The organism is Paenarthrobacter sp. NPDC092416, assembly GCF_044755025.1.
Classification (GTDB): domain Bacteria; phylum Actinomycetota; class Actinomycetes; order Actinomycetales; family Micrococcaceae; genus Arthrobacter.
Genome location: NZ_JBIVQG010000025.1, coordinates 1 through 24,903, shown reverse-complemented (window position 1 = coordinate 24,903; position 24,903 = coordinate 1). Strand labels below are relative to the sequence as shown.

Here is a 24,903-nt window from a genome sequence, read left to right as displayed (position 1 = left end):
TGTATGGCGGAAGCGCGCTGGTGGTCTGGACGAAGACCGCGCTGATATCGAACGTCAACGAGGTCACAATGCCATTGATACGGACAGACCCACAGCCAGCGGTCGCCTGAGCGTCGACAGGGTCAGGTGTGCCGGTCTGCACACTCGTATTACACGCCGTTCCGGCATTGTTGTTGCTAGTAGTGATGGCATTGTTTGCCACCGACAGGTTGGCGCCGGACAGCTTGGTCATCGAAAGGCCTGGAGTTGCGAGGTTAAGGACGGCGCTCAACTGGGATTGTCGGTCAACAGTCCCGTTGTCAGTTTCATCCAAGTCGACCTCTCCGCCGAGGCCTGCGATGTTGAGCACAGGATTCCTCGCCGGCTGACTGAACACAATCGTGACAGCCCCCAAGCCGCTACAAGGACCAGTTGCCGCGCAATTATTGACTGCGTGGGTGGCGAATTCAACAGCCGGGGCCCCAGTCCCTATGTTTTGTGAGAAATCAGAGGCCACATATCCACGGCTGCCCATCGTTGACTGGCCCACCATGTAGGTGTAACCCGTCCGGCCAAAGGTGGTGGTCAGATTAGATCCAGGCATCGAAAGTGTGGCGATGGTACCGGGACCATTGAGGTTCGCCGGGGCGGTTGCGATCTCGTACGCCTGGGCCGGTGTGCCAAAGCCCACCGTCCCGAATGAAAGCCCGCACAGGACCACCATTAACGCGGCAAACAACGCCGTAATCTTCCCAACCGGATACTTCAAGGGGTTCCTTCCAAAGAACAGTGACCCGGCCAACCCCTCAACCGACGAGCAAAACATTTACATCAAGGGAGACCATCCATTTGCGTCCGGCAGGGTTGGTCTCCAGTCAATGAGTGCGGTGTGGGAAAAGTTCATGCCGCAAAAAGCGAAATCTTTTTTGAGCGACATCTCTCGGGTTCATTCAGGAAGGTGGTGACGAAGGCATGGCCTGAGGGTGGAAGCATGTCCAAGCGGGAACGATGTCCAGTATTTGGACGAAATTGCGTCATGACTGGGCGTTCAATGGCACTCATTGAACATGAAAGATCAACGCGTTCATCTGAAAATCGAAAGCAGGTCCTTACAGCTCCGTGGGCGCTGGCGACAACGTAGTGAGCAGGCCGGATGGCTGTTCCCGGGTGACTGGCTGGTTCCTGAGGTCGAGGACATGCTGAAGGCCCAAGCGGAGGGCGGAGAGCTGCAAATGTCCGCCAAGAACCTCGGGGCGTCCCGCGCATATCATGGCGTTGGAGTCCGCGAAACCATGCAGGACCTCAGTGCCTTTTTCGACGCGGCGGGCGTACCTGCTGATGACGGTTCCATGCGGGATCTCGTCGAGGGATGGGCTATGGAAAATGAACGTCTTGAACCGTTCTCCTGCACCGACGTCTATACAGGGCTTGCAACCATGGCGCACTTTGAACGGCTGATCCATGAGATGTCGCACTACCCCAGCGCCCGGCGGAGAAGCCACACGATAGCCACCCTTCATCTGGGATGGTCAAAAGACGGCAAGCTGCTTAGCTGGGAAACGTTGGCCGAAATGGGTCAGATATGCCGAGGGGAACTTGCGGCAGTGGAAGCCACTGCGGCCTATCATCGCGGAAGCATTCATACCATGATGACCCGCAAGCGGGAGAGCTACGAGGCACTGTTCCGCTGTCTGCAACTCATCGACGGGCTACACCTCGGCGTTGGACGGCGAACGCTCGTGGAATTTTTGGATTTTCCCACCTCGCCGGCGGAATGCGACCGGGCAATCGCCGGCCTCCGGTACAGACAGCCAGCCGGATGAAAGGAAACGTCACGGAATAGGGAAATGCCGTAAACCGCGTGCCTTTTTTACAACACGATTCAGGGACAACCAGTACTACATGGGCGTGACAGCCCCTGGCGTCGGATCAGGCAGCTGTCACGAGGGGGCGCCACCGGACGAAGTAATTTCCCGGTGGCGCCCCTGCCAATTGCTTGCTTAGAGGAACTTTGCCAGGGGGTTGGCCAAGCGGCCAGCCATCTGCAATCCCCCGGAGGGATCCGAGATATCGAGCATCTGCTGGTTGTTCCGCAACTGCAGCCGATTAAGGCAGGACAACTCGAAGTCCGCAGCGAACAGATCATGCATGGCAAACTGCTCCGCCAGCTCCGGGTGGCGTTCCTGATATTCACGAACCACGGCAGCGGCAGTCCCCCAGAACTCGTCTTCCCGCAACGTCCCGTCCTCCACAAGGATGGCCCCCAGGAAACGGAAGATGCAGTCGAACACGTCGGTAAAGATCGCAAGGACCATTTCTTCGGCAGGAATCCCGGCCTTGATACGGGAGACTTCCTCGGGCAACTCGAGCCGGTCTCCCATCACCACGATTTCCTCGGCGATATCCTTCATGATCGCGCGGACGGGTACGCCGTCTTCCAGGATCAGGATGACATTCTCGCCGTGGGGCATGAACGCGAGCTCGTACTCGTAGAGGCAGTGGATCAACGGAACGAGGTAGGCCTCGAAGTAGCGGCGCAGCCACTCCGTTGGAGCCAACCCGGAGCGCTGAACCAGGGCTGATGCCACTGATGCACCGGAGGAATCCACGTGCAACAAGGACGCCATGGTGGCCAGCTGCTGGCCATCTTCAAGCAGCGGGAGGGGACTTTCCCTCCACAAAGCCGAGAGCATCTTGCGGTAAGGCGAGCCCTTGGCCGACGCAGCCTCGTAGTAGTGGTTGTGGTAGCCGATGGCCGCCGTTTCACGGATCATGGCCAGGCCCCGGTCCTGGAGCTCCTTGTCATTGCCGATCAGTTCCTGCAGCCAGTCATTAATGGCCGGCGTTGCCTTCATGTACTGCGGAGACAAGCCACGCATGAAGCCCATGTTCAGCACGGACATTGCGGTCTTGACGTACGCCTTTTCCGGGTAGTCCGTGTTGAAGAACGTGCGGATGGACTGCTGGGCCTGGTACGCGTCCTCGCCTGCGCCGAGGTGGACGATGTGGCGCTGGGCGATTTCTGCCGCGAACGTCACGGTGAGCTTGTTGTCCCATTGCCACGGGTGAACCGGCATGAGCAAGTAGTCCGCCGGGTCCAGTCCCGACGCCGACAGTTCTGCATTGAACCAGTCAAGGGTGGCAGGCCCCAGTTCAGCTTCGAAGTGTGTCTTGTAGTCCAGGCCTGCACTCGAGGTGAACACGGCCTTGCTGCGGTGCACTGCAATCCACTGCAGCCTGACCGCAGCGCCGGTTTCCGGCGCGAACGCGTGGTAGTCGGCGATCCCGAAACCAAGCCGGCCGTTGTTGGCCACGAAGCAAGGATGTCCTTCGGTCATGCTGTATTCAATGGCTTGGAAGTCCGTAGCCCGGTCCGCGCCGCCGGTGACGCCCGCCGCCAACTGGGCCGAGCTGAACGGCTTGCCCTGCTTGTACGAGTGGCTTGCCAGCGTGCTGCTGATTTCCTCAAGGTACACCGGCAACATTTCCATCCGGATGCCCAACGCCTCGTGGAATTCGGCGATGAAGTCCAAGGCGTCCACGGGCAGTTCCTCGCCCTCGCGGAGGCGCACGATGGATTCCGCGGATACAGACCAGTGCTCCAACTGCAGGAGCCTGGCCCGGAAGCGGTACTCAACGGTGTCGTCGTCGCTCACTACTTTGTAGAGCCCGACGCCGGCGTCCTCTTCGCGCATCAACTCCGGTACCAGGATGCGCTCGTGTGAGAATTCGGCGATCGCCTTCCGGACCAGGTGCCGGTTGGCGGCGGCCCAACGTTCCGGAGTCAGGTGGGCCACCGGAGCGGCAACCTGGTTGATGGTGGTTTCAGCAATGGTTGTCACAGGGAATCTCCTCTGGTCGCCGCGACAGGCGCGGCCAGAATCGGGGTCAGGGTGGCGAGGAAATCCTCGCGGGTGCAGAAGCTCAGGAGCCCCTGCTTGTGGTCTTCGGCAGGATCGACGGCGGGAAGGGTCACCACGCCGTGCGGCCGGAAACCGACCTTCTCGTTCAGCACATGGATTTTGTGGTTCCGCGCATCAGGTTCGACGACGACCCGCTGGGTTGCCGGGTCCTCGAACAGTTCCGCCATGACGGACTGCATGACGGAGGTGGTGTAGCCGGGGCGCGGTTCGTCCTTGGGCGGGGACACCAGCAGGTGCATTCCGATGTCTCCGGATTGGACCTCGTAGACGTCCGCCAATGGCGAGGACTCAGGCCGGTACCGCTCCATGAGGAAGGCGGGGATGCCGTCGTCGAGCCCTAAGAACGCTTGGTGATGGCCTGACTCAGCGATTCGCGTGTACTCCTCCACTACGTCCTGCTCAGTGGCCGAAACCATGCCCCAGAACCGCGCGTACTCTTGGCTCACCCAGCTGTGGAGGACAGGTGCATCCGCCACGGGATCGACAGCTCGGAATGTGAAGCTCATGCGTTTGATCCAGCCGTTGCCGGAAGGGAAGCAGGCACCGAAGCGGGTGCACCGAACTGTTGGAACGCGATGCTGCGCTCGATCGGGTAGACCTCGCGGCCGGTGATTTCACGCAGGATGCAGGAGTTGCGGTAAGCGGCCATGCCGAGGTCCGGCGTCACGAAGCCGTGGGTGTGCAGCTCGGCGTTCTGGACGAAGATTTCGCCAGGTTCGACGCCGGTTCCGTAGTTGCGCTCGACGTCGAAGCGGCCCTTGGAGTCGCGGCGGATGCGATCGTGGATGCCTTCCAAGAACGCCGGTTCCTTGTACGCGTAGCCCGTTGCGAGCACTACTGCCTCTGACTCCAGCTGATAGTCGCGGCCGTGTTCCTCGTGGCGCAACTGGAGCGTGTGGGTGCCGGTTGCGGGGTCCCACTTGGCTGCGGTGAGGGACGAGTGCGTGTGGAGCTGTGTGTCCACCATGCCGGAAAGGCTCTTGGTGTAGAGGAGATCGTAGATGTCGTCGATCAGGTCCGAGTTGATGCCCTTGTAGAGGTTTTTCTGGCTCTTGATCAGGGAATCCCGTTGCTCACCCGGGAGCGAGTGGAAGTAGTCCACGTACTCCGGCGAGGTCATCTCGAGCGTGAGCTTGGTGTACTCCAACGGGAAGAAACGGCCGGAGCGGGTCACCCAGTTGAGCTGGTAGCCGAAGACATCGATTTCCTGAAGGAGTTCGTAGTAGAGCTCCGCTGCGCTCTGCCCGCTTCCGACGATGGTGATGCTCCGCTTGGACTGCAGTTCACTCTTCCTCGACAGGTAGTCGGCGTTGTGGAGGACAAGTCCGCCACCTTCGACGATCTCTGTACAGGAGTCTGGAACGTAAGGCGACGTGCCCGTGCCAAGGACCAGCTTGCGGGCCCGAAGCACCTCAGCGCCGTCCGGACCCTGCACCGAAAGGCGGTACACGCCGTCGTCGTAGGTCACATCCAGCACATCCGTGCTAAAACGAACCGACGCAAGCTGGCCGGCCACCCACTGGCAGTACTGGTTGTACTCGGCGCGTAATGGGTAGAAGTTCTCGCGGATATAGAAGCGGTACAGGCGACCCGTCTGCTTCAGGAAGTTTAGGAAAGAGAACGGCGACGTCGGGTCAGCCAGGGTCACGAGGTCCGCCATGAACGGGACCTGCAGGTGTGCCGGCTCCAGCATCATGCCCGGGTGCCAGTCGAAGGACTCGCGGCGTTCCAGGAACACGCAGTCCAGGTCTTCCACCGGCTCGCTCAGAGCGGCAAGGCCAAGGTTGAAGGGCCCGACGCCGATGCCCGCGACGTCGAAAATCTTGCCGTTGTCAGGGGTGCTCACGCGGCCGCCTCCGTGGTGTTTGCGAGGAGGCTGGCGCCGGTCCTGCGGATAAATTCGATGATTTCCTGGATGTCCCTCAAGCTGGCCTCCGCGTTGAGGAGCGTGAATTTGAGGTAGTGGCGGCCAGCGACTTTGGTACCGGCAACAACCGCTTTACCGGAGGCAAAGATTGCGGCGCGGATGGCTGGGTTGAGGGCGTCGGCCGCGTCTTCGTCGATGGCCACGCCGTCGACAAGCGGGCGGTAGCGGAACACGAGCGTGCTCAGCTGCGGCGCGGCGGCGAGTTCGAATTCAGGGTCGTCCGCGAGCAGGGTACCCACACGCCCGGCCAGGTCGATCGCCTCATCGAACAACGCACCGATGGCGTCGGCGCCCATGATCCGCAGCGTGAGCCACAGCTTGAGGGCGTCGAACCGGCGCGTGGTCTGGATGCTCTTGTCCACCTGATTGGGGATCTCCGCCTTGGCGGCACTTTCCGGGTTGAGGTAGTCGGCGTAGTAGGTGACGTGGCCCATCATGGAGCCACTACGGACCAGGACTGCGCTGGAGCTGACCGGCTGGAAGAAGGTCTTATGGAAGTCCACAGTGACGGAGTCGGCCAAATGGATGCCATTCAGGAGGTGGTGGTATCGGCCGGAAACGATCAGGCCTCCACCGTAGGCGGCGTCAACATGCAGCCAGGAATCGTAGGCGCGGACCAGCGCAGCCAGTTCGGAGAGCGGGTCCACCGAACCGAAGTCCGTGGTCCCGGCGGTGGCCACGACTGCCATAGGTACCAGGCCGGCGTCGTGCGCTTCCGCCAGGGCAGCCGCGAGCGCGGTGGGGTCCATGCGGTGGTCTTCGGCGGTGGGTATGGCGATGACAGCGTCGAAACCGAGGCCCAGCATGGATGCGGACTTCTGGATGCTGAAGTGGCTGTCCACGGAAGTGAAGATCCGGAGCCGGTCCAGCAGATGCGGCAAGCGAACGTCCCCATGAGTAGCCCGTAGCTTGGCTACGGCGTGATTGCGGGCAATCAGCAGTGCCTGGAAGTTGGACTGGCTGCCGCCTGAGGTGAACACGCCGTCAGCGTCGGCGTCGAAACCAATACGCTCCGCGGTCCAGTCGATGAGGCGGCGTTCAATCATGGTGGCGCCGGCGCTCTGGTCCCAAGTGTCCATGGAGGAGTTCACGGCCGAGAGCACAGCCTCGCCCACCAGCGCCGGGATGACCACAGGGCAGTTCAAGTGTGCGGCGTAGCGGGAGTCGTGGAAGTAGATGGCGTCCTTGAGGTACAGCTCATCAAGCTCCTCCAGCGCGGCTGCAGTATCGGGCAGCGGACGTTCGAGATCGACGGCGCCAACCTTGGCCTTCAGTTCAGCATGAGCGACGCCGGTGAACGGCTGGGCGGTCCGCTGGACTTTGGTGGAGACAGCGTTGACTCCCTGAAGAACCTGCGCCACATAGCTGGGCGAATTTCGTGCGTTGAACAGCTGGTTTGTGGCAGCGAGGGCCAGTTCCACTTTGGAGCCGAAGTCCTGCTCCTGAGCGATCCGCTCTTCGACACTAGGTGACGTCACGTCAGCTTCCTTCCATTACGTTGAGGGCTTGTTAGCAAAGGCAAGCCTTACTTAGGTAAGCCTTTCCGTCAAACTTTTGTGACCTATTTCGCGTGGAAGGCGATTTCTCGGGGTTTTACCGCCCGGTAGCGCGTCATTGACTTTCCTTCGGGGCAATTTGGGTGCAAAATACCCGCGCTGAAAAGGAAGCGCAGCCCGCAACGGGGCATCGTCCGGGATGCCGGACAGTGGCACTGCTCTTCCCCTGTCCGGTGGGCCACGCCTTCGGCTTACATGGATACATGCCGGATCGCGGCATCCACGGACGCCCAAGAGAGGCCAGGAGCATGGTGACCACAGTTCGGGATAACAGGGCAGTTGAGCAGGGCGCGGCAGGGACCGGGACCGACGTCGACTGCGATTCAGACTGCCACTATTGCTACGGCGCCGAAACGGACTGACGTCTGCTCCGTCATGGTCAATGGTCCTTTGCCGGCTTGCGGCGTCCGATCAGGAACAGGATGGTCCCCACACCCACAAGTCCAGCGGCCGGCGCCAGAGCGAAGGCAGCACCTGTATAAGCCAAGGTTCCATCTGTAATCGTCGACGTTCCATCCGACTGATCGTCGCGATCCTCTGACTCCTGCGATTGCTTCCGAATCATCATCGGCAATGACTCGCCAGGTGATTGCGCAGGTGCCGCTTGGAAGACCCCATTTGCCCGGCCTCGATCCTCGCCTGGGAGCGTTACCGTCGCAGTGGCCGGCGGTGTCGTTATCTGGCTTCCCCTCAAGGGTGTCCCGTGCGCTGTCGCCGCGTTCGCGACCTTGCCGGCGCCGATGTCCCACCCCGTGAGCTTGTATGTGGCCGTGGCCAAGACGGTTTCGCCGGGCTGCAGTTCACCTGGAGTTCCCGGCCACTTGTATGCCAATTTCCGGAGACCACTCAGCGGATCATTAATGGCCACGTCCCTCAGGGCCACATTTCCGACGTTCCTGGCGGTGAATTTGTAGGTGACCACATCGTTTGCCCGGGCCGGGTCGCCCACAGCAGAGGCATCCGCGGTGTTGGAGAACTCCAAGCGAGCACCTGACGGCAACGGGGTCTCCGAACCCACCGGCAGGGAAGCCATGGTGGGGCCCGTTGCCGGAGCGCCGGAGAGCCAGGCCGAGTTGAGGACGCGACCGGCGTCGATGTCGTCTTGAGTGATTCCGTATGCTGCAGTCGCCGTCATGGACTGGCCCGGAAGTAACTGGCCCGGCGGACCAGGCCACGTGTACGCCAGCGCCGGGAGCCCCTTCAAGGCGTTCTGGACGGCGACATCCGTCAAGGTCACGTTGCCCGTGTTCGTTGCCCGAAAGCTGAAGTGGATTACGTCACCCACCCGCGCCGGCGCTTGGATTGCCAATGCGTCAGCTGTGTTCGTAAACACCAAGCCCGGAAGCGGAACTGCCGTGCTTGTCATGATGCACGTGATGTCGGCACCGGCAACAGGTACAAGGGCAAAGGACTCGCCGACCTCCGCCCCATCCGGCAGATCGGGCTGGAGGCCAGACGCGTCGGTGCAGGTGATGGTCCGTTGGTAGCTCGACGGGATTCCGCCCCACTCCGTCAAGTGGTAGGTAGTCCCCGCATCGGCCACATACTTCCCGGTCATGCCGGTACCCGCTGTGATGGTGGCCTTCGATCCGGCTGTGGTGGCAGTGGTTGTCGAGCTAACGACTGGACCGTCGGCTGCCCCGGTGCGAATCCCCACAGTGAGTTGATCTGAATCAGTAGCGCGCGCAGAGGCGAAGGCGGTGCTCAGGGCGATCCGCGGCGCACGGACCAGCAGGTTTGCGTCGGTCCCGTGGTTCAGATTGGTGACGAGGCTGGCGTCGGCACTGCTGTACGAACCTTCGACGACGGCGGACACATCCACCGAAAGTGTGCATGAACGTTGTCCTGAGGCCAGGTCACCACCGGAAATCGAGATCACGCCGCTGCCTGCAGCTGCCGACGTCGCCAACGGAGCGGTTCCCGGTTCTTGGACGCAGGTTCCCGCTACGTTCGGAGCCGCAGCAACTACGAGGCCAGCGGGAAGCACCTGGCTTATGGACCAATCGGTTTTCGCATTGAGCTCTTTGGTGTTGCTGATGGTGAGATTGAGGGTGGATTTTCCGCCTGGACCAACCAGCGCCGGAACAAAGGCTTGATCGAGTTGGGGCGTCACGTCAAGCAAACGCACGTTGTCGAAGGCGCCGTCGTTGCCATTGGTGGTTCCGTTGTTGTTCCACATCGCCAGCCCCAGGGTGTTGCCGGTGGCCCGGATTGCCGAACTGGACGTTGTTGAGTTGACGTTGACAATCCGGGTGACGTTTCCGTGGATTCCACCGACGTGGCTGGTCACCTGCTGCTGGAACGACTCGACATTGGTGTTATCCACGGTTTGGCACGCGTTGATTGGATCACCTATTGGGGTGGCTATCCCAGCGGTGTCAACGGTGGCGAACTGGTAGGACGGATCTCCCGAGGGGGTTCCACAATTCATGCTTGCCGTGTCCACGCCAAAAGAATAGTAGTGCTCCGGAGTCACGGAGATGGGAGTCTTCGTCTTGAACATCACACCGTCCGTGGGTCCGGAAGGGATAACGTCGCACGGTGAGCCGCCGGAGTTGGTGGACGGGCATTCCGTATACGAGCTGCTCACGTGGTTGGTGTTCGGGGAACTCGAGGAAAATTGTCGCCCCATGGCCAGGGCCAGCATGCGCATGAACTGATAACTGCGGATCCCAGGAATCTCGGCACACCTGTTGTTGGTGCCTGACTCGACTGTTCCGGACTGTGCCCAAGATGGCGTCTGCGTGTTGGCGTAGCTCAGGATCACGCCGTTGCATCTCGCGGCATCGATCCAGCTGGCTGAACCTGTGTACGTTTGGCCGGTCGCTCCGACATACTGCGTGGACCCGGAGGCGGAGTACTGCTGGGCTCCAAAGGCGCTGTTTACACTGCCATGCTCGAAGTCTTCGGAGAAGACCACAACACCCGGAAGATTGACGGAGGGAGTGTCAGGCGTGGTGGCTCGCGCAGCGGTCATGTGAAGACTGCCCAAGCCCATGGCGGCTACAAGGGCGGCAAGGAGTATCACCGAGGTTCTGGCCAAGAGGGAAGTCTTCACGTCAGGTGCTTGTCTTTCCACGGTCTGCAAACGCTTCAATCTGAACTCCCCAGACTTCGGCGATGGGCGCATCCTCTCCCTCGGAAAGGGCACGCAAAGATATTGTCAGGACTTTAGTGCGGGCCGAATCCAAATCGTGACGAAGAAAAGCGAAAAAGTTTTCGGCAAATTATCGCGGGTAAGGATGGACCCTGAAACGGGGCGTCGGGCGCCTAATGAAACCCGCTGGCGAATGACTTGGTGACGATGTTTTGGCCCCCGAACTGGTAGTTCAGCGTGCCACCACCGGTTGAACCCTGGAGTGAAACGCCAAGTCCGAAGGTGAGGCCGGCAGGATCGAAGGACGCCGAGGTGCAGCGGATCCGATGGCTGTCCGCGGCCGGGTCAGAGCATGCCCAACCTGGCGGGGCCGAGAATTTGCCGAGAATGAAGGCGGCATTCCCGGACAGGCTGAAGATCGCTTCGCCCGAGGACGGATGCCCTTGTCCCAGCAGCGAAAAGCTAACGCTCACATCCCGCTCGGCTGCGCTGTATCCCGCCCCCGAAGCGAAGGCGGCGTCGACCGTCTGCAATCCTTCGTCCGTCAATTCAGGGGAAGCCTCGGTTGCTGAAGTGACTGTTCCCGAGTCAGTGACAACCGCAGCCCGCTTCGGCAAAGCTTCCGGGGGCGCAGGGTCCTGTGGGCCCGCCACAGCCGGTGGAAACTGCAGGGAAGGCCTGGTGGAGGAAGGGGTGGCCGAGGGTTCCACAACTGGCGGAAGGGTGGGCGTCAGCGTTGCAGCGGTGGGCACAGGTGCTGGAGGCGTCGCTGAATTGCTCGGGGCATCGCCGGCAGTGCTGACGGTGCCGCTGGGTTGCCCGAACCAGGCAGCAAGTCCAAAGGTCGCCAAGCCCACTGCAGCCACAGCAGCAACAGCAACCTTCCAAGCGCCGTTGATGGACCGTACGGTTGTGACCCCCTGACCGGTGAGGGCAGACACGTTCGACGCCGACAACAATCCCGCGGCCGCCCCAGGAGTCAACGCGATACCCGTCACCAGTGGGAAGAGAGCAGCCTTCATGGCGCCCTGGATGTCGTTGAGTTCAATCAGCAGGGCAGTGCACTTGGAGCAGGTCTCCAAGTGCACGCTGACCCTTTCACGCGACGTGCGCTTCAAGGCATGCCGCGCGTACTTGCCCAACTGGCTGGAAAACTCGGAACACTCGTCGTCGAGAGCCAAAACGAGGTGGTTCTGTAAATATGCCTGGCGAAGCCCTTCCCGTGCGCGAAGGACCAACGACGACACGCCGTTGGGGCTGAGGCCGATGAGCGGAGCAGCGGCTGCAGGTTTCAGCCCTTCGACGTCGATGTGCCACAGGACCGCTTGCCAACGTTCTGGAAGCGACTTGAATGCGGCTGCGACTGCTGACGACTCGAACTCGTTGATGATCGGGTCGTCGTCGACGACGGCGGTGTCCAGCGTTGCTTCATCGGTTGCGGTCTGAATGCTCCGGGCTTTCCTGTTCCGTGCATGGGCGATCCGCTGCACAGCTGTCAGAAGGTAGGCGCGGAAGAATTCCTTTGGACCCTTGCCGTTGCTGAGTGCCTGAAATACGGAGGCGAACGCTTCCGCGACTGCGTCGTCGGCGTCGCTGGCGTTGTCAGTTTGTGCGCGCGCAACGTACTGGGCCGCTGCAAGGTGTCTCCGATACAGCGTGTCGAAGGCGTCGGAGTCGCCCCCGCGGACCATCTCAATGATGTCCAAGTCGCTGACCGTCACAGCTGTCTTGGTTCCGCCATTGGAGCCTTTATCAAAATCTCTCCCCATCAGGCCAGTGTGACATTTGATTGCGTCATGACTTGAATCGCCGACTACTTACGGCTAAGCCGTCCAGTAATCTTTCAATTCCGCGACACGATCCTGCTTGGACGTGTACTAAGCCGTTAGGGAGCCCCATGTAGCAGAGGCCCTTCGGGCTAAAAACGGTCGCGGGCATAACATCGACCGGGTCCACGACTGCGGCCTGTGAGTCCGGCACTAGTCCGCCAGCACATCGCCGTAGTTGGCCTCAAGACCGCGCATTCGGTCCCTTGCTGACGCTCCAAGCCTGGCGTGGACCGCTGCGATGAGCGCTTCGACAAGCATCGTGGCCGGCACGATGCTGTCAAAGGACCCGGCGGCTTCCACCCTGGCCGGCAATACCACATCCGCAGTAAACGAAACGGGGGAGAGCCACGGATCGGTAACAAGCACAACTTTGGCCCCGCGTGCGCTTGCGGCCTTTGCAAGGTCAATGGTGTCTTTCTGATACCTGCGGAAATCGAAGAATACGCACACATCGCGTTTGCCAAGGTCGGCGACGAACATCGGGTCATCGTTGGGATGCTGGCCATGCACTGATGTGTTGGGCCGCATCAGGCGCAGGTGAAGATCAAGGTACGTGGCCAACACATGCGAAAACCTGCCACCGACGGAAGTGATGTGCAGCGAGGGATTGCACAGTAGCGCCACGGCTCGGTCAAACTCGTGCTCCGGAAGCGATGACACGGTGCTTTTGATGCCCTCGACCGCTGTTTCCGCTACGGATTGCGCCACTTCCGGCGCCGCCGAGTCGACCCGGATTCTGCCCGGGAGAGTTAGAGGAGAAGCTCTCCGGGCCTGGACTTCATCTCTCAGGGCATCCTGGAAATCGCGGTATTTGCTGAAGCCCAACCGACTGACGAATCGGAGCACGGTGGGGGCACTGACGTTCCCCTTCTTTGCAAATGCCACTGTGGATTCCAGCCCGGCGGCGGGATAGTTGGCCAGGAAGACCCGGGACAGTTTATGCTCCGCCGGCGATAACGAGCCCTGTATTTGCCGGATTCGGTCCGCCAAGGTCAAACCTGCCGGTTGGTTCTCCGGCTGTTCCGTCAGCCCGAACTGGGACATGGCAATCCTTCCTTGAGTCAGTGGGAATATCCGACAATAGCCGCGAATTCGCACCCTTCCTCATTCGTATTCAATCAGTGAACAATCCGGAGTTGCCGCAGGCTAACCCGCCGGGGCAACCGCAAGGGGAAGTTCGCTGCTCCGCAGCATGGTGATGGCTGCACCGACGTACCCTGCCAGAAGCGCATAGGCCACGTCTTGGACATGGCCGTCGCCCGGAACAAAAGTGCTTGAATGCAGCCGCTCGGCAACGCCACTTGTTCCCACGAACATCATGAGCGAGGGCACTTTCTCCGAGTAATACGAGAAGTCATCTGACCCGGCCGATCTAAGACTTCCGTCCACTTCGAGGGCCAGAGACTGTAGCAGTGGAGTGGTCGCCTTGGCGATGTCCTCGTTGTTTTCAAGCACGGGCTCTCCTTCCGTCACGGTGACTTCGCCACTGCAACCATGGGCCGATGCCACCAAAAGGACCGTCTCTTCGAGGCGCCGAAGGACCTCTTCCCGTACGGGAACGGACATGGTGCGAACAGTTCCCCTGGCCGCTGCAGTGCCTGGTATGACGTTTGCTGCCGTACCCGCTTGAAGCGTGGCTATAGTCAGCACGACCGGGTCCATGGGGTCCACGTTCCGACTCACGATGTTCTGTAGTGAGATAACCACGTGAGCCAGGGCAACAACCGGATCGGCGGTAATGTGCGGATAGGCCGCGTGCCCACCTTTGCCGTGGATGTTGATGACGAACTCGTCTGACGAAGCATTCACTGAGCCCGAGGTGCACGCTACGGTTCCTCCCGCCAGAGTCGGTTGTACGTGGGCCGCCACTGTAGCCCGCACGCCCTCCTCCGCGAACATGCCGGAAGCGCAAATATCCTTGGCCCCTGACGGGTACGTTTCCTCCCTGGGCTGCAGGACCAGAAGGATCGGAGGCGCGCCATCGGTTGCGTCGACAGCCCTGGCCAAAGCTACCGCCGCAGCCAGATGAACATCGTGTCCGCAGGCATGCATCACACCCGGCCGTTGTGATGCCCACTCAAGGCCGGATTCCTCCTGGGCGGGCAGTGCGTCCAATTCGGCCCGAACAGCGATCGCTTCGCCGGGTCCACCGATGCGAAGGAGTGCCCCGGTGTTGGCCACGGGCCTGGCGTGCTCGAATCCGGGCAAGCACTTCAGCACGAGGTCAAGCGTTGGTCCCTCTGCCCCTGACAGATCCGGCAGGGTGTGTAGCCTGTGGCGCAGGTCTATTGCGTGCGGCATTTCCTGGTCAATACGCTTCCGAAGCACTTCAAGCAGTTCGGGATTCACTGTTGCCCCCCAATGTGTAGACGCGCTCAGCGTTGTCTCTTCCGACCATCTGAACTATGCGAATGGCGTCCTGCTCTGACCAATCCCCGTCCCGGACCCATGCCCCAAGGACCTTCTTCATGCCTTCGCGCCATAGGCGGGACCCCAAGTAGTGAAGTTCCGGAGGGCCCCAGGCATCGCTGGAGAACAGGATCTTCGAGAATGGCGCCAGTTCCATCGACTCTTTGATGAGCTGCACTGACTGAACACCGGTGTAGTTGATTCCCAGTCCTACGTCGAAATAGACATTGGGGAACACTTGGGCCAAGTAACCGGCGTGCCGATGAAACGGATAGCAGTGCAGAAGAAGCACATCCACCATGTACGGCTCGATCAATTTTATCCAAGGAACCAGCAGCAGCGGATCGCAACGGTCCAATCGCAAGTCCGGGTCGCCGTAGCCGGTGTGCAACTGGATCGGCAGCCCCCGGTCAACTCCTGACCAGAGAAGGAAACGCAAAAGCACGGGATCCGAGATGCGAAGCGAGTACCCGGCTGTTACCAACCGAAGCCAGGAAGCAGCCGCCTTGGCAACCTCATCACGAGACGGTCGCTCGGGCGCAAAGTCGAACCCGAGCCGATAGGCGATGATGCTCTTGACTCCCACTGCGTTCTGCGTTACCACTGCGAGTCGAGCTATATACGCATCAGCAAAATCAGCTGCCGACACTCCTTCGCCAGCCAGGGATTCCGCCACAGCCTCAAGCCGGACAACTTCGCTCACCTTGGCGCCGCTGATGCTCTCCATACCAGCCAGGCCATGGATTTGTTCGCCGCGATATCCGGTTTCGATCAGGAAGTGTCCTATTCCCGCTGACTTTAGGAGGCGCGACGTTACTTCCTGCGTGCCCAACTCGGACCGTCGGTCAAAGTACGCGTCGGCGCCGGCATGCGGGGCAAGATCCAGGAGTGGCGCGCACCAGCGACGAATGGCAAACCCCACTTGCGAATCGAACTGGGTCATCCACGGCGGAATGGGCCTGTCCGACTCTGTCAACAACTCTTCGAGGGATGCCCGGGCAACATCGTCGGTCAATGCGCCGTGGACGTGGTGGTCCACCAAGGGGGTTTCCTCGATGGCAGCCAGCAGGCGGTCGATGGAATCAGTAGACATCAGAAACCGCTCGTACGCGGGCTGAATCGTCAAGGGACGACAATTGCGCGAGTTCGTACCGCTTGACCGCCAAATACGTTGTCAGCAGATCCGGATGGAACCACGACGTCGCCGTTTGGTCCTTTTCCAAGGCCAGGAGCGCATCTTCAAGGGTTCGGGGCAGCTGGGGGACGTCCTTCAATTCGGCTGGTCCTGCCGTCTCCGGGAAAACCTGTGGCGTGGGGTATTCGTGCCCTCCGAGAATGCCGGACAGCCCCGCCCGGAGCAACACACCAAGGGTGAGCCAAGGATTCGCAGTGGCATCGGCTGCCCTGTATTCAAGGTTGAATTGATGATCCGGAGTGGATCCACCTGCCGAACTTGTGGGACAGATGCGCAGGAGCGCTTCCCTGTTTCGTTCAGCCAGAAATATTCCGCCTACGCTCCAACGGTCCGGAGCCAGCCGCAGGAAGGAAACCGGACTTGGAGCCGTCCAAGCCGTCAGAGCTTCCGCGTGACGCAAGATGCCGGCGCCGAACCTGGCCCCCACTTCGGAGAGCCGACCGGGACGGGAAGCGTCGAACAGAACGGGATTGCCGCCGTCGTCCACCAAACTGATGTGCACGTGCACGCCGGTGCCGGTGCCGTTTGGTTCCTGCAACGGCGCGAAGGACGCCCTCAGGCCGCGGCGGATGGCCAAATCCCGGACCAGTTCGCGCAGGAGCACTGCCCGGTCTGCAGCCGTGAGGGGGTCGCTCGGTTCCACGGTAATTTCAAACTGGTGCGCCCCGAATTCAGGCAACCAGTTCTCAGGTGCAAGGCCGCAGTCCGTCAGGAGGCGGAGCAGGTCTGTTCCAAAGGGATCGGCGTCACGGTGCCTGCGCAAGGAAAAGGGAGCAGATTGAGGCAGCCCTTCCAGGACGAACTCGTGCTCGAATGTGGCGATAATCCGCAGTCCCGTTAGTTCCCTGAAGTCCTTGATGGCGCGACGCAGGAACGTCCTCGGGCAGCAGTCCCATTCGCTTCCATCCGGCTGGGTCTGGTCGGCGAGCAGTACTTTCAGCCCTGAATCATTCGGACTGTTGGGGATCGTGATTTCACTGGCTTCGTCCGGCATCAGGCGCAGATCGCCGGTTGAACCGAAGGCGCTGCCCGGCGCAATGCCACCGAATGCCGAAATGCCAAGGTTGGCCGGCACCCATCCGAGGCCGGAGCGAAGCACTGAGTCGTAGGCTTCGCGCGGAGCCCCGCGTCCACGGACCTGGCCCGCGAGGTCGCAGGTGGCAACGAATATATCGGGGGTGTTCACTGGCGCCTCCGGCCGGTCGTGTCTGAGTTGTTGCTGAATTCGGTGCCGGCGACGCCGCAATAGTCCATGGCGGACAAAGCGTAAGTCTTCACGGCGGTGATGATCTGATGGATGGGGACATACTCGTTCTCTGCGTGCGCGGTGCGGCCAACCCCGGGTCCGTAGACCAACCCGTCGATGCCCTGTGCGTCCATCCAGGTCAGATCGCAGACGCCCAAGAACCCTTCCTGCTGCGGAGGCGTGGTGACGTCAAAGCCGCCAATGGAATCGCTATGCGCCTTCATGACCGCTGGGATGAGGTCATGGTTTGCGGGCGCGGTGTACGGCGGCCACAGCAGCTTCCAGTCGAATTCGGGACGGTGCGCACTCAGCCAAGGATCGTTGGCACAGGCCTGACGCACTGTTCTCTCGATCTCTTCAATGACTTCGTCATTGCTGCGCTCCGGGTGGTGGTAGACGCAGTATTCGACAGTGAGCGTATCTGCAAGGAAGAACGGCACCAAAACACCTTCGGGATTTCCGCGAATCACCCCGGGCAGAAGGTTGAAGTAACCCGGCCGGAACAGCGGGTGCCTGTCACGCAGGGCCCATGTATCTTCGAGTTGCCGTAGGGCGTGGTAAATAATCCAGAACTTGTCGATCGTGTTGACCCCAAGCACTTCGCCCTCCAGCGTGGGGTGAATTGTGAGTCCCCGCAGACCCGAGTGCGCCGCCTTGCCCACGAGCGAGAGCGAGAACCACAGAAGTCCAGGCGTGGTGGGAACAAGATTCGGTGCCGCATCCGCAAAGTTCGAAGGTTCGCTAACGATGGCGGCGTCCGCCCCATAGCCAGCTTGCAAGGCGGCAGTTGTGCCGGAGAGATGGTCACCCACCTCTTCCCCGACGACTGCCTGCAGGACAAGGTCTCCCTTGAGCTGGATGCCTGCCTTGGCCAAGGCGATGGCCGCGTAAGCAGTCGCCACCGTTCCAGCCTTGTTGTCGGTTGCTCCGCGACCGTGCACCGCCTCGTCGGTGATCAGCCCCGAGAAAGGCGCCCGCGACCACAGCCCTTCGCGGTTGGGCGGAACAACATCGACATGTCCGTTGAGCAGCAGCGAACGCCCACCTCCCGTTCCGGTAATCCGGCCACATGCGTTGTCCCGCCCCTTTTCAACGGTGACCAGTTCGGTGGCGGCACCCGCCTCCCGATGAAGATCGTTCATGAGGGCACTGACCTCGCCCTCGCCACCTACCAGCTTCTTGTAGTCCTGGCCTGGATATTTGGGGTTGATGCTTGGAATCCTGACAGCCTCGGACACAGACTGCACGATCCTGGGCGCCAGCCGATCCACGGCGTCCAAGACTGCCTTGCGCTTGCTCTGCTCGGTTCCGGCAGTGGCGTCAGCGGACATGAGCGGCCTCCTTGTCATCCGAATACTGGTCCGAAGTGCGGTGAGCGTGGTTCCCGCTTCGCCGCAGTAGCCTCCGCGCACCGTTCCAAACGTCTCCAATGAGTCCGGAAATGCCGCGCGGAAGAAAAACGAGAACCAAAAGCGTCCCGACGCCGATGAGGATCGCCCGCATTGGCCCCAGATCCGTGAGCTGGCGGTCGATGACCGTGACAATCAGCGCACCTAGGACGGGCCCCCAAATGTGGCCTGTGCCCCCGAGGAAGATCATGCTCAAGCCAAGGGTGACGAAACCAAAACTGAACAAGGTGACATCAGCAACACGGAAATACGCAACATAAAGGGCTCCTGTAACACCGGCGACTGCCCCACTGAGGATAAACGCAAGGAGGTGCTGCCTGACGCGGTTCATCCCCCGGCTTACCGCGAGATGCTCGTTGTCGCGCAAGGCAATGAGGCTCTTGCCAAAAGAGCTGCGCAGGATGATCTTCAGGACCACCAGCAGCATGACCACCGCGACACCGAGCAGCCAGAGATAGCCCAATCCCGAATACTTTGCGAAGGAGAATTCTCCGATGCTCAATGCGGGCACGCCGGTCAGTCCGCTTGATCCGCCGGTTATCCCGGGAATGGCCAGGACCAAGTAATAGCACAGCTGTACGAAAACAAACGTGATCAGCGCGATATAGATGCCTCGCATGCGTATCACCGGAATGTAAGCAAGTGCACCGGCCAGCCCGCCCGCAGCACTGGCCAGCACGAGTCCAAGCCACGGATTGACGTCCCATGTAACTGTGGACACTGCCATGGTGTAGCCACCCACGCCGAAGAACCCGATGTGGGCGAAATTGAAGATACCGCCAATGCCCAAAGTCAGGTTCCAGCTTGCCGCCAGGAGGGCGTAGATCAGTGCCGTGGCGGCAAGCAGGCGGGCGGAACCGCTGACGACGACGTAGGGCAGCAGGGCGGCGCCGACCAGAAGCAGCGGCCATGTGCCGAAGCGCTTAATGGTGCCAAGGCTGATCATGAGGAACGTCCCTTCACAAGGCCCTGTGGGCGAATGAGCATGATGAGGACCAAGACAAGGAAGACGGCGACGGGGCTCCACTGCAGGCCCAGCCAGTACGTGGTGCCCGCTTCCAGGGCACCAATGGTGAACGCCCCCACCAAGGTGCCCCACAAAGTAGCCGATCCTCCAAAGACCAGGACAACAAATGCAGTCAGCAGCGGCTCGAAACCCTTGGTGGGCGTGATAGTGGTGGTAGTTCCATAGACGAAGGCAGCAGCGCAGGCCAGTATCGCTGCCACCGCGAACACGGCACCGTAGACGCGTGCTGGGCGGATGCCAACAAGCATTGCCATGTCCCGGTTCTGTTCCACGGCCCGGACAGCCATTCCCCACTCTGTCTTCCGCAGCACGATGATCAGGCCGATGACAAGGACCAGCGCCAGGGCGAGCGAAATGAGGGTGGATCCGACGATTTTCACGTCGCCCAAGGCAAACGTCGTGGTGGTGACCGCATCAATTTGCCGGTTCTGTGGTCCCCAGACCAGTTGCGCAGCGCCTTCCACGGCGTTGGCAATGGCAAGCGTCGAAACCATGACCAGCAGCGTTCCGTTGGGTCTGCCGATGAACGGTCTTACGGCTACAAAGTCCAGGAGGATGCCCAGCAAAGCCAGCAGGGGAACCGCAGCGGCGAAGGCCAGAAGCACCGGCAGCCCCACCCTCTCTGAAAGGGTCCAGATGAAATACGCCCCTAGAAGCAGCAGCGCGCCGTGCGCGTAGTTGAACACTCCCAAAGTGGACCAGATGAGGGACAAACCGCTGGCCATCAGGGAATACAACGAACCGAGGACAATCGCCGAAACAAGGATGGAGAGGAGCGCGTCAGTCATGGTTGGCTCCTTTCAAGGGGCCGTTGCCTGCCGTTGGCGAGGCCGCCGAGCCGACGTACATATTCATGATTTCTTCGTGACTGGGCTTTACGGACGTGGTCCCGCTGGCCACAATCCGGCCAAGTTCCACAAGATGCCATCGATCAGTGAGCTCGAACAGGAAATCGATGTCGCCGTCAGCGACGATCAAGGACAGGCCGAGTTTGCGGATGTCATGAAGTGTCTCGAGGATTTCGTACCTGATCTTTGGGGCGAGCCCCAGCGTCGGCTCATCAAGCACCAAGAGCTTCGGCTTGGCCATCAGCCCCATGCCGATTGCCACCATCTGACGCTCGCCGCCGGAAAGCGTTCCCACCAGTTGATCGCGTCGCTGGAGCAGCTTGGGGAACAAATCGTGAACCATGGCCAAGGTCTGGGTCCGCTCATTCCTGGCGATCGGTATTCTTCCTGCCAGCAAGAGGTTTTCCCGAATGGTCAGCCGTGGAAAGAGTTGGTTGCCTTGCGGTACGTGCATCATTCCTTGATCGACCACTTTGTAGGCCGGCATTCCTGTGATGTCGTTGCCGTTCAGGACTACCTGTCCTGAAGTGATTTTGCCCAGGCCGGCCATGGCACGAAGAGCCGTGGTCTTTCCGTGTCCGTTCGGCCCCAAGAGGGCAAGCGCCTCGCCGGATGACACATCGATGGAGAATGAACGGACAACGGGCAGACGTCCGTAGCCGGCTTCCAGGTCCCGGACCTGAAGCAGCGGGATATTCTGCTGCTGGTCAGGATTCATGCTGCTGCCTTTCCCAAGTACGCTTCCAACACCTGCGGGTCCGAAAGCACGGCGTCCGGTGAGCCTTCCGCGAGAAGCTCGCCGGATGAAAGGATGATCATTCGGTTGGCCAATTCACGCAGGAGGCTGAGTACGTGCTCAATGATGAGCAGTGTCAGGCCGCCCTTCTGAAGCTCCCGCAAGAGCAGGATCAGGTCGGCTTGATCTTCGTTGTTCAGCCCTCCGGCGGGTTCGTCCAGCATGAGCAGACGGGGCTGCGCCACCAAGGCACTGGCTATCATGAGCTTCTTCTTCGCCAGAAGTGGGATTTCGCCCGCTGGCACGTCCCGGTATTTCATGATCCCCACCGTCTCCAGCGCCGACTCCGCCGATGTTTTCGCTGAACGCCCACGCCCTCCCAAGTAATGGCAGGCAACAGCAACGTTGTCCGACACACTCAGCGTCGGAAACAGCTGTTCTGCCTGGAAGGTGCGTCGCAGGCCGCAACGGGCGATCTTGTGGGCAGGCATTTGGTCAATGCGCCTACCGTCGAAGATGACCTCCCCAGCTGTGGGGCCGAAGGGGACGCCCGAGATCAGGTTGAAGAGAGTGCTCTTTCCGGCGCCATTAGGACCAGCGATGCCGAGGATTTCTCCACGGTTGACGCGTACGCTGACGTTGTCGACGGCGAGAAACCCTCCAAAGCGCCGGCTGACTCCACGAACTTCCAAGAGGTGCCCGGAGGTTCGGTGAGACGCAAATTCTGTGGTCGGATTCATTTCATCCACTCGGGCCTCTGGAACTTGCCGTCCGCGAATTCCTCCGGAGCGATGTTCAGCCGCTTGCCGTTTTGGATCTGGTAGTACGTCATGGGAATCCCGTCCTTGCCGGCGACGGCCAGGTGGGTTGCGGGGTCAAAATGAACACGGCCAAGAGTGGTCTGTGTGTCCAGCTTGCCCAGCGCTACCCCTACTTCGCTGCGCTTGCCCGGGTCACCGACTGCCCGCACTGCATCAGCCCAAAGGTAAACCTGCTCATAGAGGCCAAAGCTGTAAAGGCTCGGTTCGGCTTGGTACTTGTCGGTCAACTTCTTTGTGAGCTCCTTGGTTTCCGGCAAAGCCGGCAGCGGAGCGAAGGGAAGGTTGTAGAGGACGCCGTCTGCGTTTCGGCCCGCAAGTTCCGTGAACTCGGGAACACTGGGGGCGTACTGGGAGAAGACCAGCGATTGCGTCGGGTTCTGCCGGAACTGGGTCAGGAACTTTGACGCGTTTGCCGTTAGATAGTCGAGGTTGATGATCACCGCCGGATCGACCTGGCGAATCTTGGTGATTTGTGTTGTCCAGTCGTCCACTTCCCCGAACGGCACGGTATCGGGGCCGGTGACCTCCCAGCCTTTGGCCTTGAGGTTCTTCTCCAGCCCTGAAGCGATGCCGTTGGAATAAGCATTGTCACTGGAAATGATGTAGGCCTTGCGGTTTCGGAGCGGGAACGTGCCGTCAGCATTCCAGGCTTCAAGCTGTTCCGGGACCCCAGTGCTGTAGCCCTCATACGATGGGGCAAGCGACCACACGCCCGGATACTTTTCCGGGTTCTTGGAAATGATGTCGCCTGTTTGCGCGCTGTTGCCGCTGAGCAGGTAGGGAATACCAGCTTCGGCAAGCTGATCGATTTCGAAGTTGGTGGTACTCGCGTAACCAGTCAGGACGGCGGCGACGTCAGGGTTGGAGGTCAGCTGCGTTACCGCAGCTGATACGGCGTCGGACTTTTGGTCTCGTACGTCCAACGCCTTCAGCTCAACCTTCCGGCCATCAATGCCGCCCTTGGCATTGATCTCGTCGACTGCAAGTTGCGCGCCCTGCTCCATGAGCTTGCCATCTGCTGCAGCCACACCTGTCAAAGGAGCCAAAAGGCCAAGCGTGATATTTCCTTGGGTTGAGCCGGACTCGTTGCTTTCGCCGGTGGGAACTGTGCAGCTCACCATGGAGAAGGCCATCAGCGCGGCGGTGGAAAGGAGCACGGATGTGCGTAGACGGTGTCCGAATGAGGAGGACATTTTGCTCCGTAAGTGTTGGGGACCGTCATCCCTCCGATGACAGGTTCCAGGATGAATGACAGTTGATAGGTAGGTGCGCGAGCTCATGGGACAACGCTCCTAGCCGACCGGCGACAGGGCGCCGACAAGACCAAACAGGTCTTTCGGATCATCCGGATTGGCCACAAGGTGGATCTCTTCATAGAACTCAGAGCCCTCAACCGAGTCCCGCAGATATCGCAAAGCTGAGAAATCCTCTACGGCGAACCCCACCGAATCAAAAATCGTGATTTGCTGCTCTGACGTGCGGCCCGGTGCTTCACCGCTGAGCACTTGCCAGAATTCAGTGACGAAGAAGTCTGCGGGCATCTGCTGAATTTCCCCTTCGATCCGCGTCTGCATCTCGTACTCAACAAAGACGTCGCCGAGGTCCAGGACCGCAGGGTCGAGTTCGGTCTTTCCGGGACAATCACCCCCGATGGCGTTGAGGTGGACGCCGGGTGCTACATGTTCTGCGCGGAGGATTGTTGCCTGCGCCTTGTCCGCTGTGCACGTAGTGATGATGTCTGCGCCTTGCACTGCATCCAGGGCTGACGACGCAACAACAACTTCGAATCCAAGGGGCAACATGTTGCGAATGAACTTGTTCACAGCTGCGGGATCTGTGTCCCAGACTTGGAGTCGCCGAATACCCAAGGTGCGCCGGATACCGAGTGCCTGAAATTCAGCCTGGCTCCCTGTTCCGATCATCGCCATGACGCTCGAATCTGATCGTGCCAGCTCCTTTGCGACCATGGCGGATACGGCAGCGGTACGCAATGCGGTCAGTATTGTCATCTCCGCCAGGAACGTCGGGTAGCCGTTGTGAACGTCAGCCAGAACACCGAACGCCGTTACTGTCTGGTAGCCGCGGGCAGGATTTGACGGGTGTCCGTTCACGTACTTGAAGCCGTAGGTCTCATGGTCGCTGGTCGGCATGAGTTCTATGACACCGAATGGCGTGTGGCTGGCGACGCGGGGGGTTTTGTCGAATTGCGGCCAGCGCCTGAAGTCGTCCTCCATGTACCGGACGAGGTCTTCGATGATCGATTCCGGCCCCCGGGACCTCACCCAGCTGATCATCTTGTGTACATCTACAAAGCGCGTCATCTGCGCTCCCTCTCTGTTGAATGCCGCTCACTTCGTCGGGAGTAGCTACAACCCATGATGCGTTAGAAACCATCCAAAGTCACCAACTTTTTGATTTTTGTTATATTTATTTCATCGACAACTGAAGCCGCGCCCTCCCATCGAGGCGTCAGCAGTGCCCGTGTGGCGCCAGCGACCGATGTCGATCCGGGAATCGTGAGTGCTTTGACGCAGCAATTTATTGCGTGACGAACGTCACAAAAAATGCTGCGACACGTTGTCCCGCCGAGGCCTACTCATACTGCGAGGCCGAGATGAATGGGATCGTCCTGAGCTGCAACAATTCCCCGGCCCCGGCCTGGGCGTCGACCCCGGCTTTGATGAACAAATGCAGCGCTGTGGCAGCGAACGTCGGTGGCGTCCTGAAGGGGTGCCGCCCCAGTCCCACGAGGACGCAGTTCACAGTGAACCGCCCACTGCCCGTGGGTGCGTCCACAACGATGACTTCAGCACCATCAATGATCAGCATCATCACCTATGAAAGAGGAAAACACTGTGAGTAATCACCACACCGGGCGGCTTTGGAAGTCCGCCGCCGCTA

19 protein-coding genes and 1 pseudogene are annotated in these 24,903 nt (G+C 60.4%); 1 reads left to right on the top strand and 19 read right to left on the bottom strand.

The features are described 5' to 3' along the window. Nucleotides 1-781 (bottom strand): annotated as a pseudogene (locus tag ACIQC5_RS23890) (hypothetical protein); the annotation flags it as partial. Nucleotides 782-1,046: 265 nt separating this feature from the next. Here ACIQC5_RS23890 and ACIQC5_RS23885 point away from each other — a divergent pair. After that, a complete protein-coding gene (locus ACIQC5_RS23885; RefSeq protein ID WP_400287661.1) occupies nt 1,047-1,802 on the top strand; it encodes a hypothetical protein in 756 nt (251 codons plus the stop codon). A gap of 177 nt (nt 1,803-1,979) precedes the next feature. Here ACIQC5_RS23885 and ACIQC5_RS23880 read toward each other — a convergent pair whose 3' ends face one another. From ACIQC5_RS23880 to ACIQC5_RS23795, 18 genes are all read right to left on the bottom strand, one after another. Then, nucleotides 1,980-3,821, bottom strand: coding sequence for an IucA/IucC family protein (locus tag ACIQC5_RS23880; protein WP_400287659.1), 1,842 nt, complete (start codon nt 3,819-3,821; stop codon nt 1,980-1,982). Continuing rightward, on the bottom strand, nt 3,818-4,408 hold the full coding sequence (locus ACIQC5_RS23875) for a GNAT family N-acetyltransferase (protein ID WP_400287657.1): 591 nt from the start codon (nt 4,406-4,408) through the stop codon (nt 3,818-3,820). The genes ACIQC5_RS23880 and ACIQC5_RS23875 overlap by 4 nt, the downstream gene beginning before the upstream one ends. After that, nucleotides 4,405-5,748 (bottom strand): lysine N(6)-hydroxylase/L-ornithine N(5)-oxygenase family protein, encoded by a 1,344-nt coding sequence (locus ACIQC5_RS23870; protein WP_400287656.1) that lies wholly within the window; start codon nt 5,746-5,748, stop codon nt 4,405-4,407. Before ACIQC5_RS23870 ends, ACIQC5_RS23875 begins: the two co-directional genes overlap by 4 nt. Beyond that, nucleotides 5,745-7,307 (bottom strand): pyridoxal phosphate-dependent decarboxylase family protein, encoded by a 1,563-nt coding sequence (locus ACIQC5_RS23865; protein WP_400287654.1) that lies wholly within the window; start codon nt 7,305-7,307, stop codon nt 5,745-5,747. Before ACIQC5_RS23865 ends, ACIQC5_RS23870 begins: the two co-directional genes overlap by 4 nt. A gap of 457 nt (nt 7,308-7,764) precedes the next feature. Then, nucleotides 7,765-10,443: a hypothetical protein gene (locus tag ACIQC5_RS23860; protein WP_400287653.1), complete on the bottom strand. Its 2,679-nt coding sequence runs from the start codon at nt 10,441-10,443 to the stop codon at nt 7,765-7,767. A 212-nt stretch (nt 10,444-10,655) separates the two neighbouring features. After that, nucleotides 10,656-12,251 carry a sigma-70 family RNA polymerase sigma factor gene (locus tag ACIQC5_RS23855; protein ID WP_400287651.1) on the bottom strand — a complete coding sequence of 532 codons (1,596 nt, stop codon included), beginning with the start codon at nt 12,249-12,251 and terminating at the stop codon, nt 10,656-10,658. A gap of 210 nt (nt 12,252-12,461) precedes the next feature. Continuing rightward, nucleotides 12,462-13,355 (bottom strand): MurR/RpiR family transcriptional regulator, encoded by an 894-nt coding sequence (locus ACIQC5_RS23850; RefSeq protein WP_400287649.1) that lies wholly within the window; start codon nt 13,353-13,355, stop codon nt 12,462-12,464. A gap of 102 nt (nt 13,356-13,457) precedes the next feature. Continuing rightward, entirely contained in the window at nt 13,458-14,660 is a 1,203-nt protein-coding gene (locus tag ACIQC5_RS23845) for a M20 family metallopeptidase (RefSeq protein WP_400287647.1), read from the bottom strand. Continuing rightward, complete coding sequence (locus tag ACIQC5_RS23840) at nt 14,641-15,813, bottom strand: amidohydrolase family protein (protein ID WP_400287646.1); 1,173 nt, start codon at nt 15,811-15,813, stop codon at nt 14,641-14,643. Before ACIQC5_RS23840 ends, ACIQC5_RS23845 begins: the two co-directional genes overlap by 20 nt. Then, on the bottom strand, nt 15,803-17,101 hold the full coding sequence (locus ACIQC5_RS23835) for a glutamine synthetase (RefSeq protein WP_400287644.1): 1,299 nt from the start codon (nt 17,099-17,101) through the stop codon (nt 15,803-15,805). Before ACIQC5_RS23835 ends, ACIQC5_RS23840 begins: the two co-directional genes overlap by 11 nt. Beyond that, the gene (locus ACIQC5_RS23830; protein ID WP_400287642.1) at nt 17,098-18,492 is read right to left on the bottom strand and encodes a M20/M25/M40 family metallo-hydrolase; all 1,395 of its coding nucleotides are present in this window, start codon (nt 18,490-18,492) and stop codon (nt 17,098-17,100) included. Before ACIQC5_RS23830 ends, ACIQC5_RS23835 begins: the two co-directional genes overlap by 4 nt. Beyond that, nucleotides 18,482-19,516: a branched-chain amino acid ABC transporter permease gene (locus ACIQC5_RS23825; RefSeq protein ID WP_400287640.1), complete on the bottom strand. Its 1,035-nt coding sequence runs from the start codon at nt 19,514-19,516 to the stop codon at nt 18,482-18,484. Before ACIQC5_RS23825 ends, ACIQC5_RS23830 begins: the two co-directional genes overlap by 11 nt. Next, nucleotides 19,513-20,385, bottom strand: a complete 873-nt coding sequence (locus tag ACIQC5_RS23820; RefSeq protein ID WP_400287639.1) for a branched-chain amino acid ABC transporter permease — start codon at nt 20,383-20,385, stop codon at nt 19,513-19,515. Before ACIQC5_RS23820 ends, ACIQC5_RS23825 begins: the two co-directional genes overlap by 4 nt. After that, nucleotides 20,378-21,163 carry an ABC transporter ATP-binding protein gene (locus ACIQC5_RS23815; protein ID WP_400287637.1) on the bottom strand — a complete coding sequence of 262 codons (786 nt, stop codon included), beginning with the start codon at nt 21,161-21,163 and terminating at the stop codon, nt 20,378-20,380. The genes ACIQC5_RS23820 and ACIQC5_RS23815 overlap by 8 nt, the downstream gene beginning before the upstream one ends. Next, complete coding sequence (locus tag ACIQC5_RS23810) at nt 21,160-21,921, bottom strand: ABC transporter ATP-binding protein (protein WP_400287635.1); 762 nt, start codon at nt 21,919-21,921, stop codon at nt 21,160-21,162. The genes ACIQC5_RS23815 and ACIQC5_RS23810 overlap by 4 nt, the downstream gene beginning before the upstream one ends. Continuing rightward, nucleotides 21,918-23,195 carry an ABC transporter substrate-binding protein gene (locus ACIQC5_RS23805; protein ID WP_400287633.1) on the bottom strand — a complete coding sequence of 426 codons (1,278 nt, stop codon included), beginning with the start codon at nt 23,193-23,195 and terminating at the stop codon, nt 21,918-21,920. Before ACIQC5_RS23805 ends, ACIQC5_RS23810 begins: the two co-directional genes overlap by 4 nt. Before the next feature lie 99 nt (nt 23,196-23,294). Then, a complete protein-coding gene (locus ACIQC5_RS23800; RefSeq protein WP_400287631.1) occupies nt 23,295-24,323 on the bottom strand; it encodes an ornithine cyclodeaminase in 1,029 nt (342 codons plus the stop codon). 271 nt (nt 24,324-24,594) lie between these two features. Further along, nucleotides 24,595-24,837 (bottom strand): hypothetical protein, encoded by a 243-nt coding sequence (locus ACIQC5_RS23795; protein ID WP_400287629.1) that lies wholly within the window; start codon nt 24,835-24,837, stop codon nt 24,595-24,597. Nucleotides 24,838-24,903: the final 66 nt, after the last annotated feature.

What these genes read in the sequence shown, in the direction of transcription:
- ACIQC5_RS23885 (WP_400287661.1), top strand. Translation starts at nt 1,047, where the DNA reads ATGAAAGATCAACGCGTTCATCTGAAAATCGAAAGCAGGTCCTTACAG.
- ACIQC5_RS23875 (WP_400287657.1), bottom strand. Translation starts at nt 4,408, where the DNA reads ATGAGCTTCACATTCCGAGCTGTCGATCCCGTGGCGGATGCACCTGTC.
- ACIQC5_RS23855 (WP_400287651.1), bottom strand. Translation starts at nt 12,251, where the DNA reads ATGGGGAGAGATTTTGATAAAGGCTCCAATGGCGGAACCAAGACAGCT.
- ACIQC5_RS23850 (WP_400287649.1), bottom strand. Translation starts at nt 13,355, where the DNA reads ATGTCCCAGTTCGGGCTGACGGAACAGCCGGAGAACCAACCGGCAGGT.
- ACIQC5_RS23840 (WP_400287646.1), bottom strand. Translation starts at nt 15,813, where the DNA reads ATGTCTACTGATTCCATCGACCGCCTGCTGGCTGCCATCGAGGAAACC.
- ACIQC5_RS23830 (WP_400287642.1), bottom strand. Translation starts at nt 18,492, where the DNA reads ATGTCCGCTGACGCCACTGCCGGAACCGAGCAGAGCAAGCGCAAGGCA.
- ACIQC5_RS23825 (WP_400287640.1), bottom strand. Translation starts at nt 19,516, where the DNA reads ATGATCAGCCTTGGCACCATTAAGCGCTTCGGCACATGGCCGCTGCTT.
- ACIQC5_RS23820 (WP_400287639.1), bottom strand. Translation starts at nt 20,385, where the DNA reads ATGACTGACGCGCTCCTCTCCATCCTTGTTTCGGCGATTGTCCTCGGT.
- ACIQC5_RS23815 (WP_400287637.1), bottom strand. Translation starts at nt 21,163, where the DNA reads ATGAATCCTGACCAGCAGCAGAATATCCCGCTGCTTCAGGTCCGGGAC.
- ACIQC5_RS23810 (WP_400287635.1), bottom strand. Translation starts at nt 21,921, where the DNA reads ATGAATCCGACCACAGAATTTGCGTCTCACCGAACCTCCGGGCACCTC.
- ACIQC5_RS23805 (WP_400287633.1), bottom strand. Translation starts at nt 23,195, where the DNA reads ATGTCCTCCTCATTCGGACACCGTCTACGCACATCCGTGCTCCTTTCC.
- ACIQC5_RS23800 (WP_400287631.1), bottom strand. Translation starts at nt 24,323, where the DNA reads ATGACGCGCTTTGTAGATGTACACAAGATGATCAGCTGGGTGAGGTCC.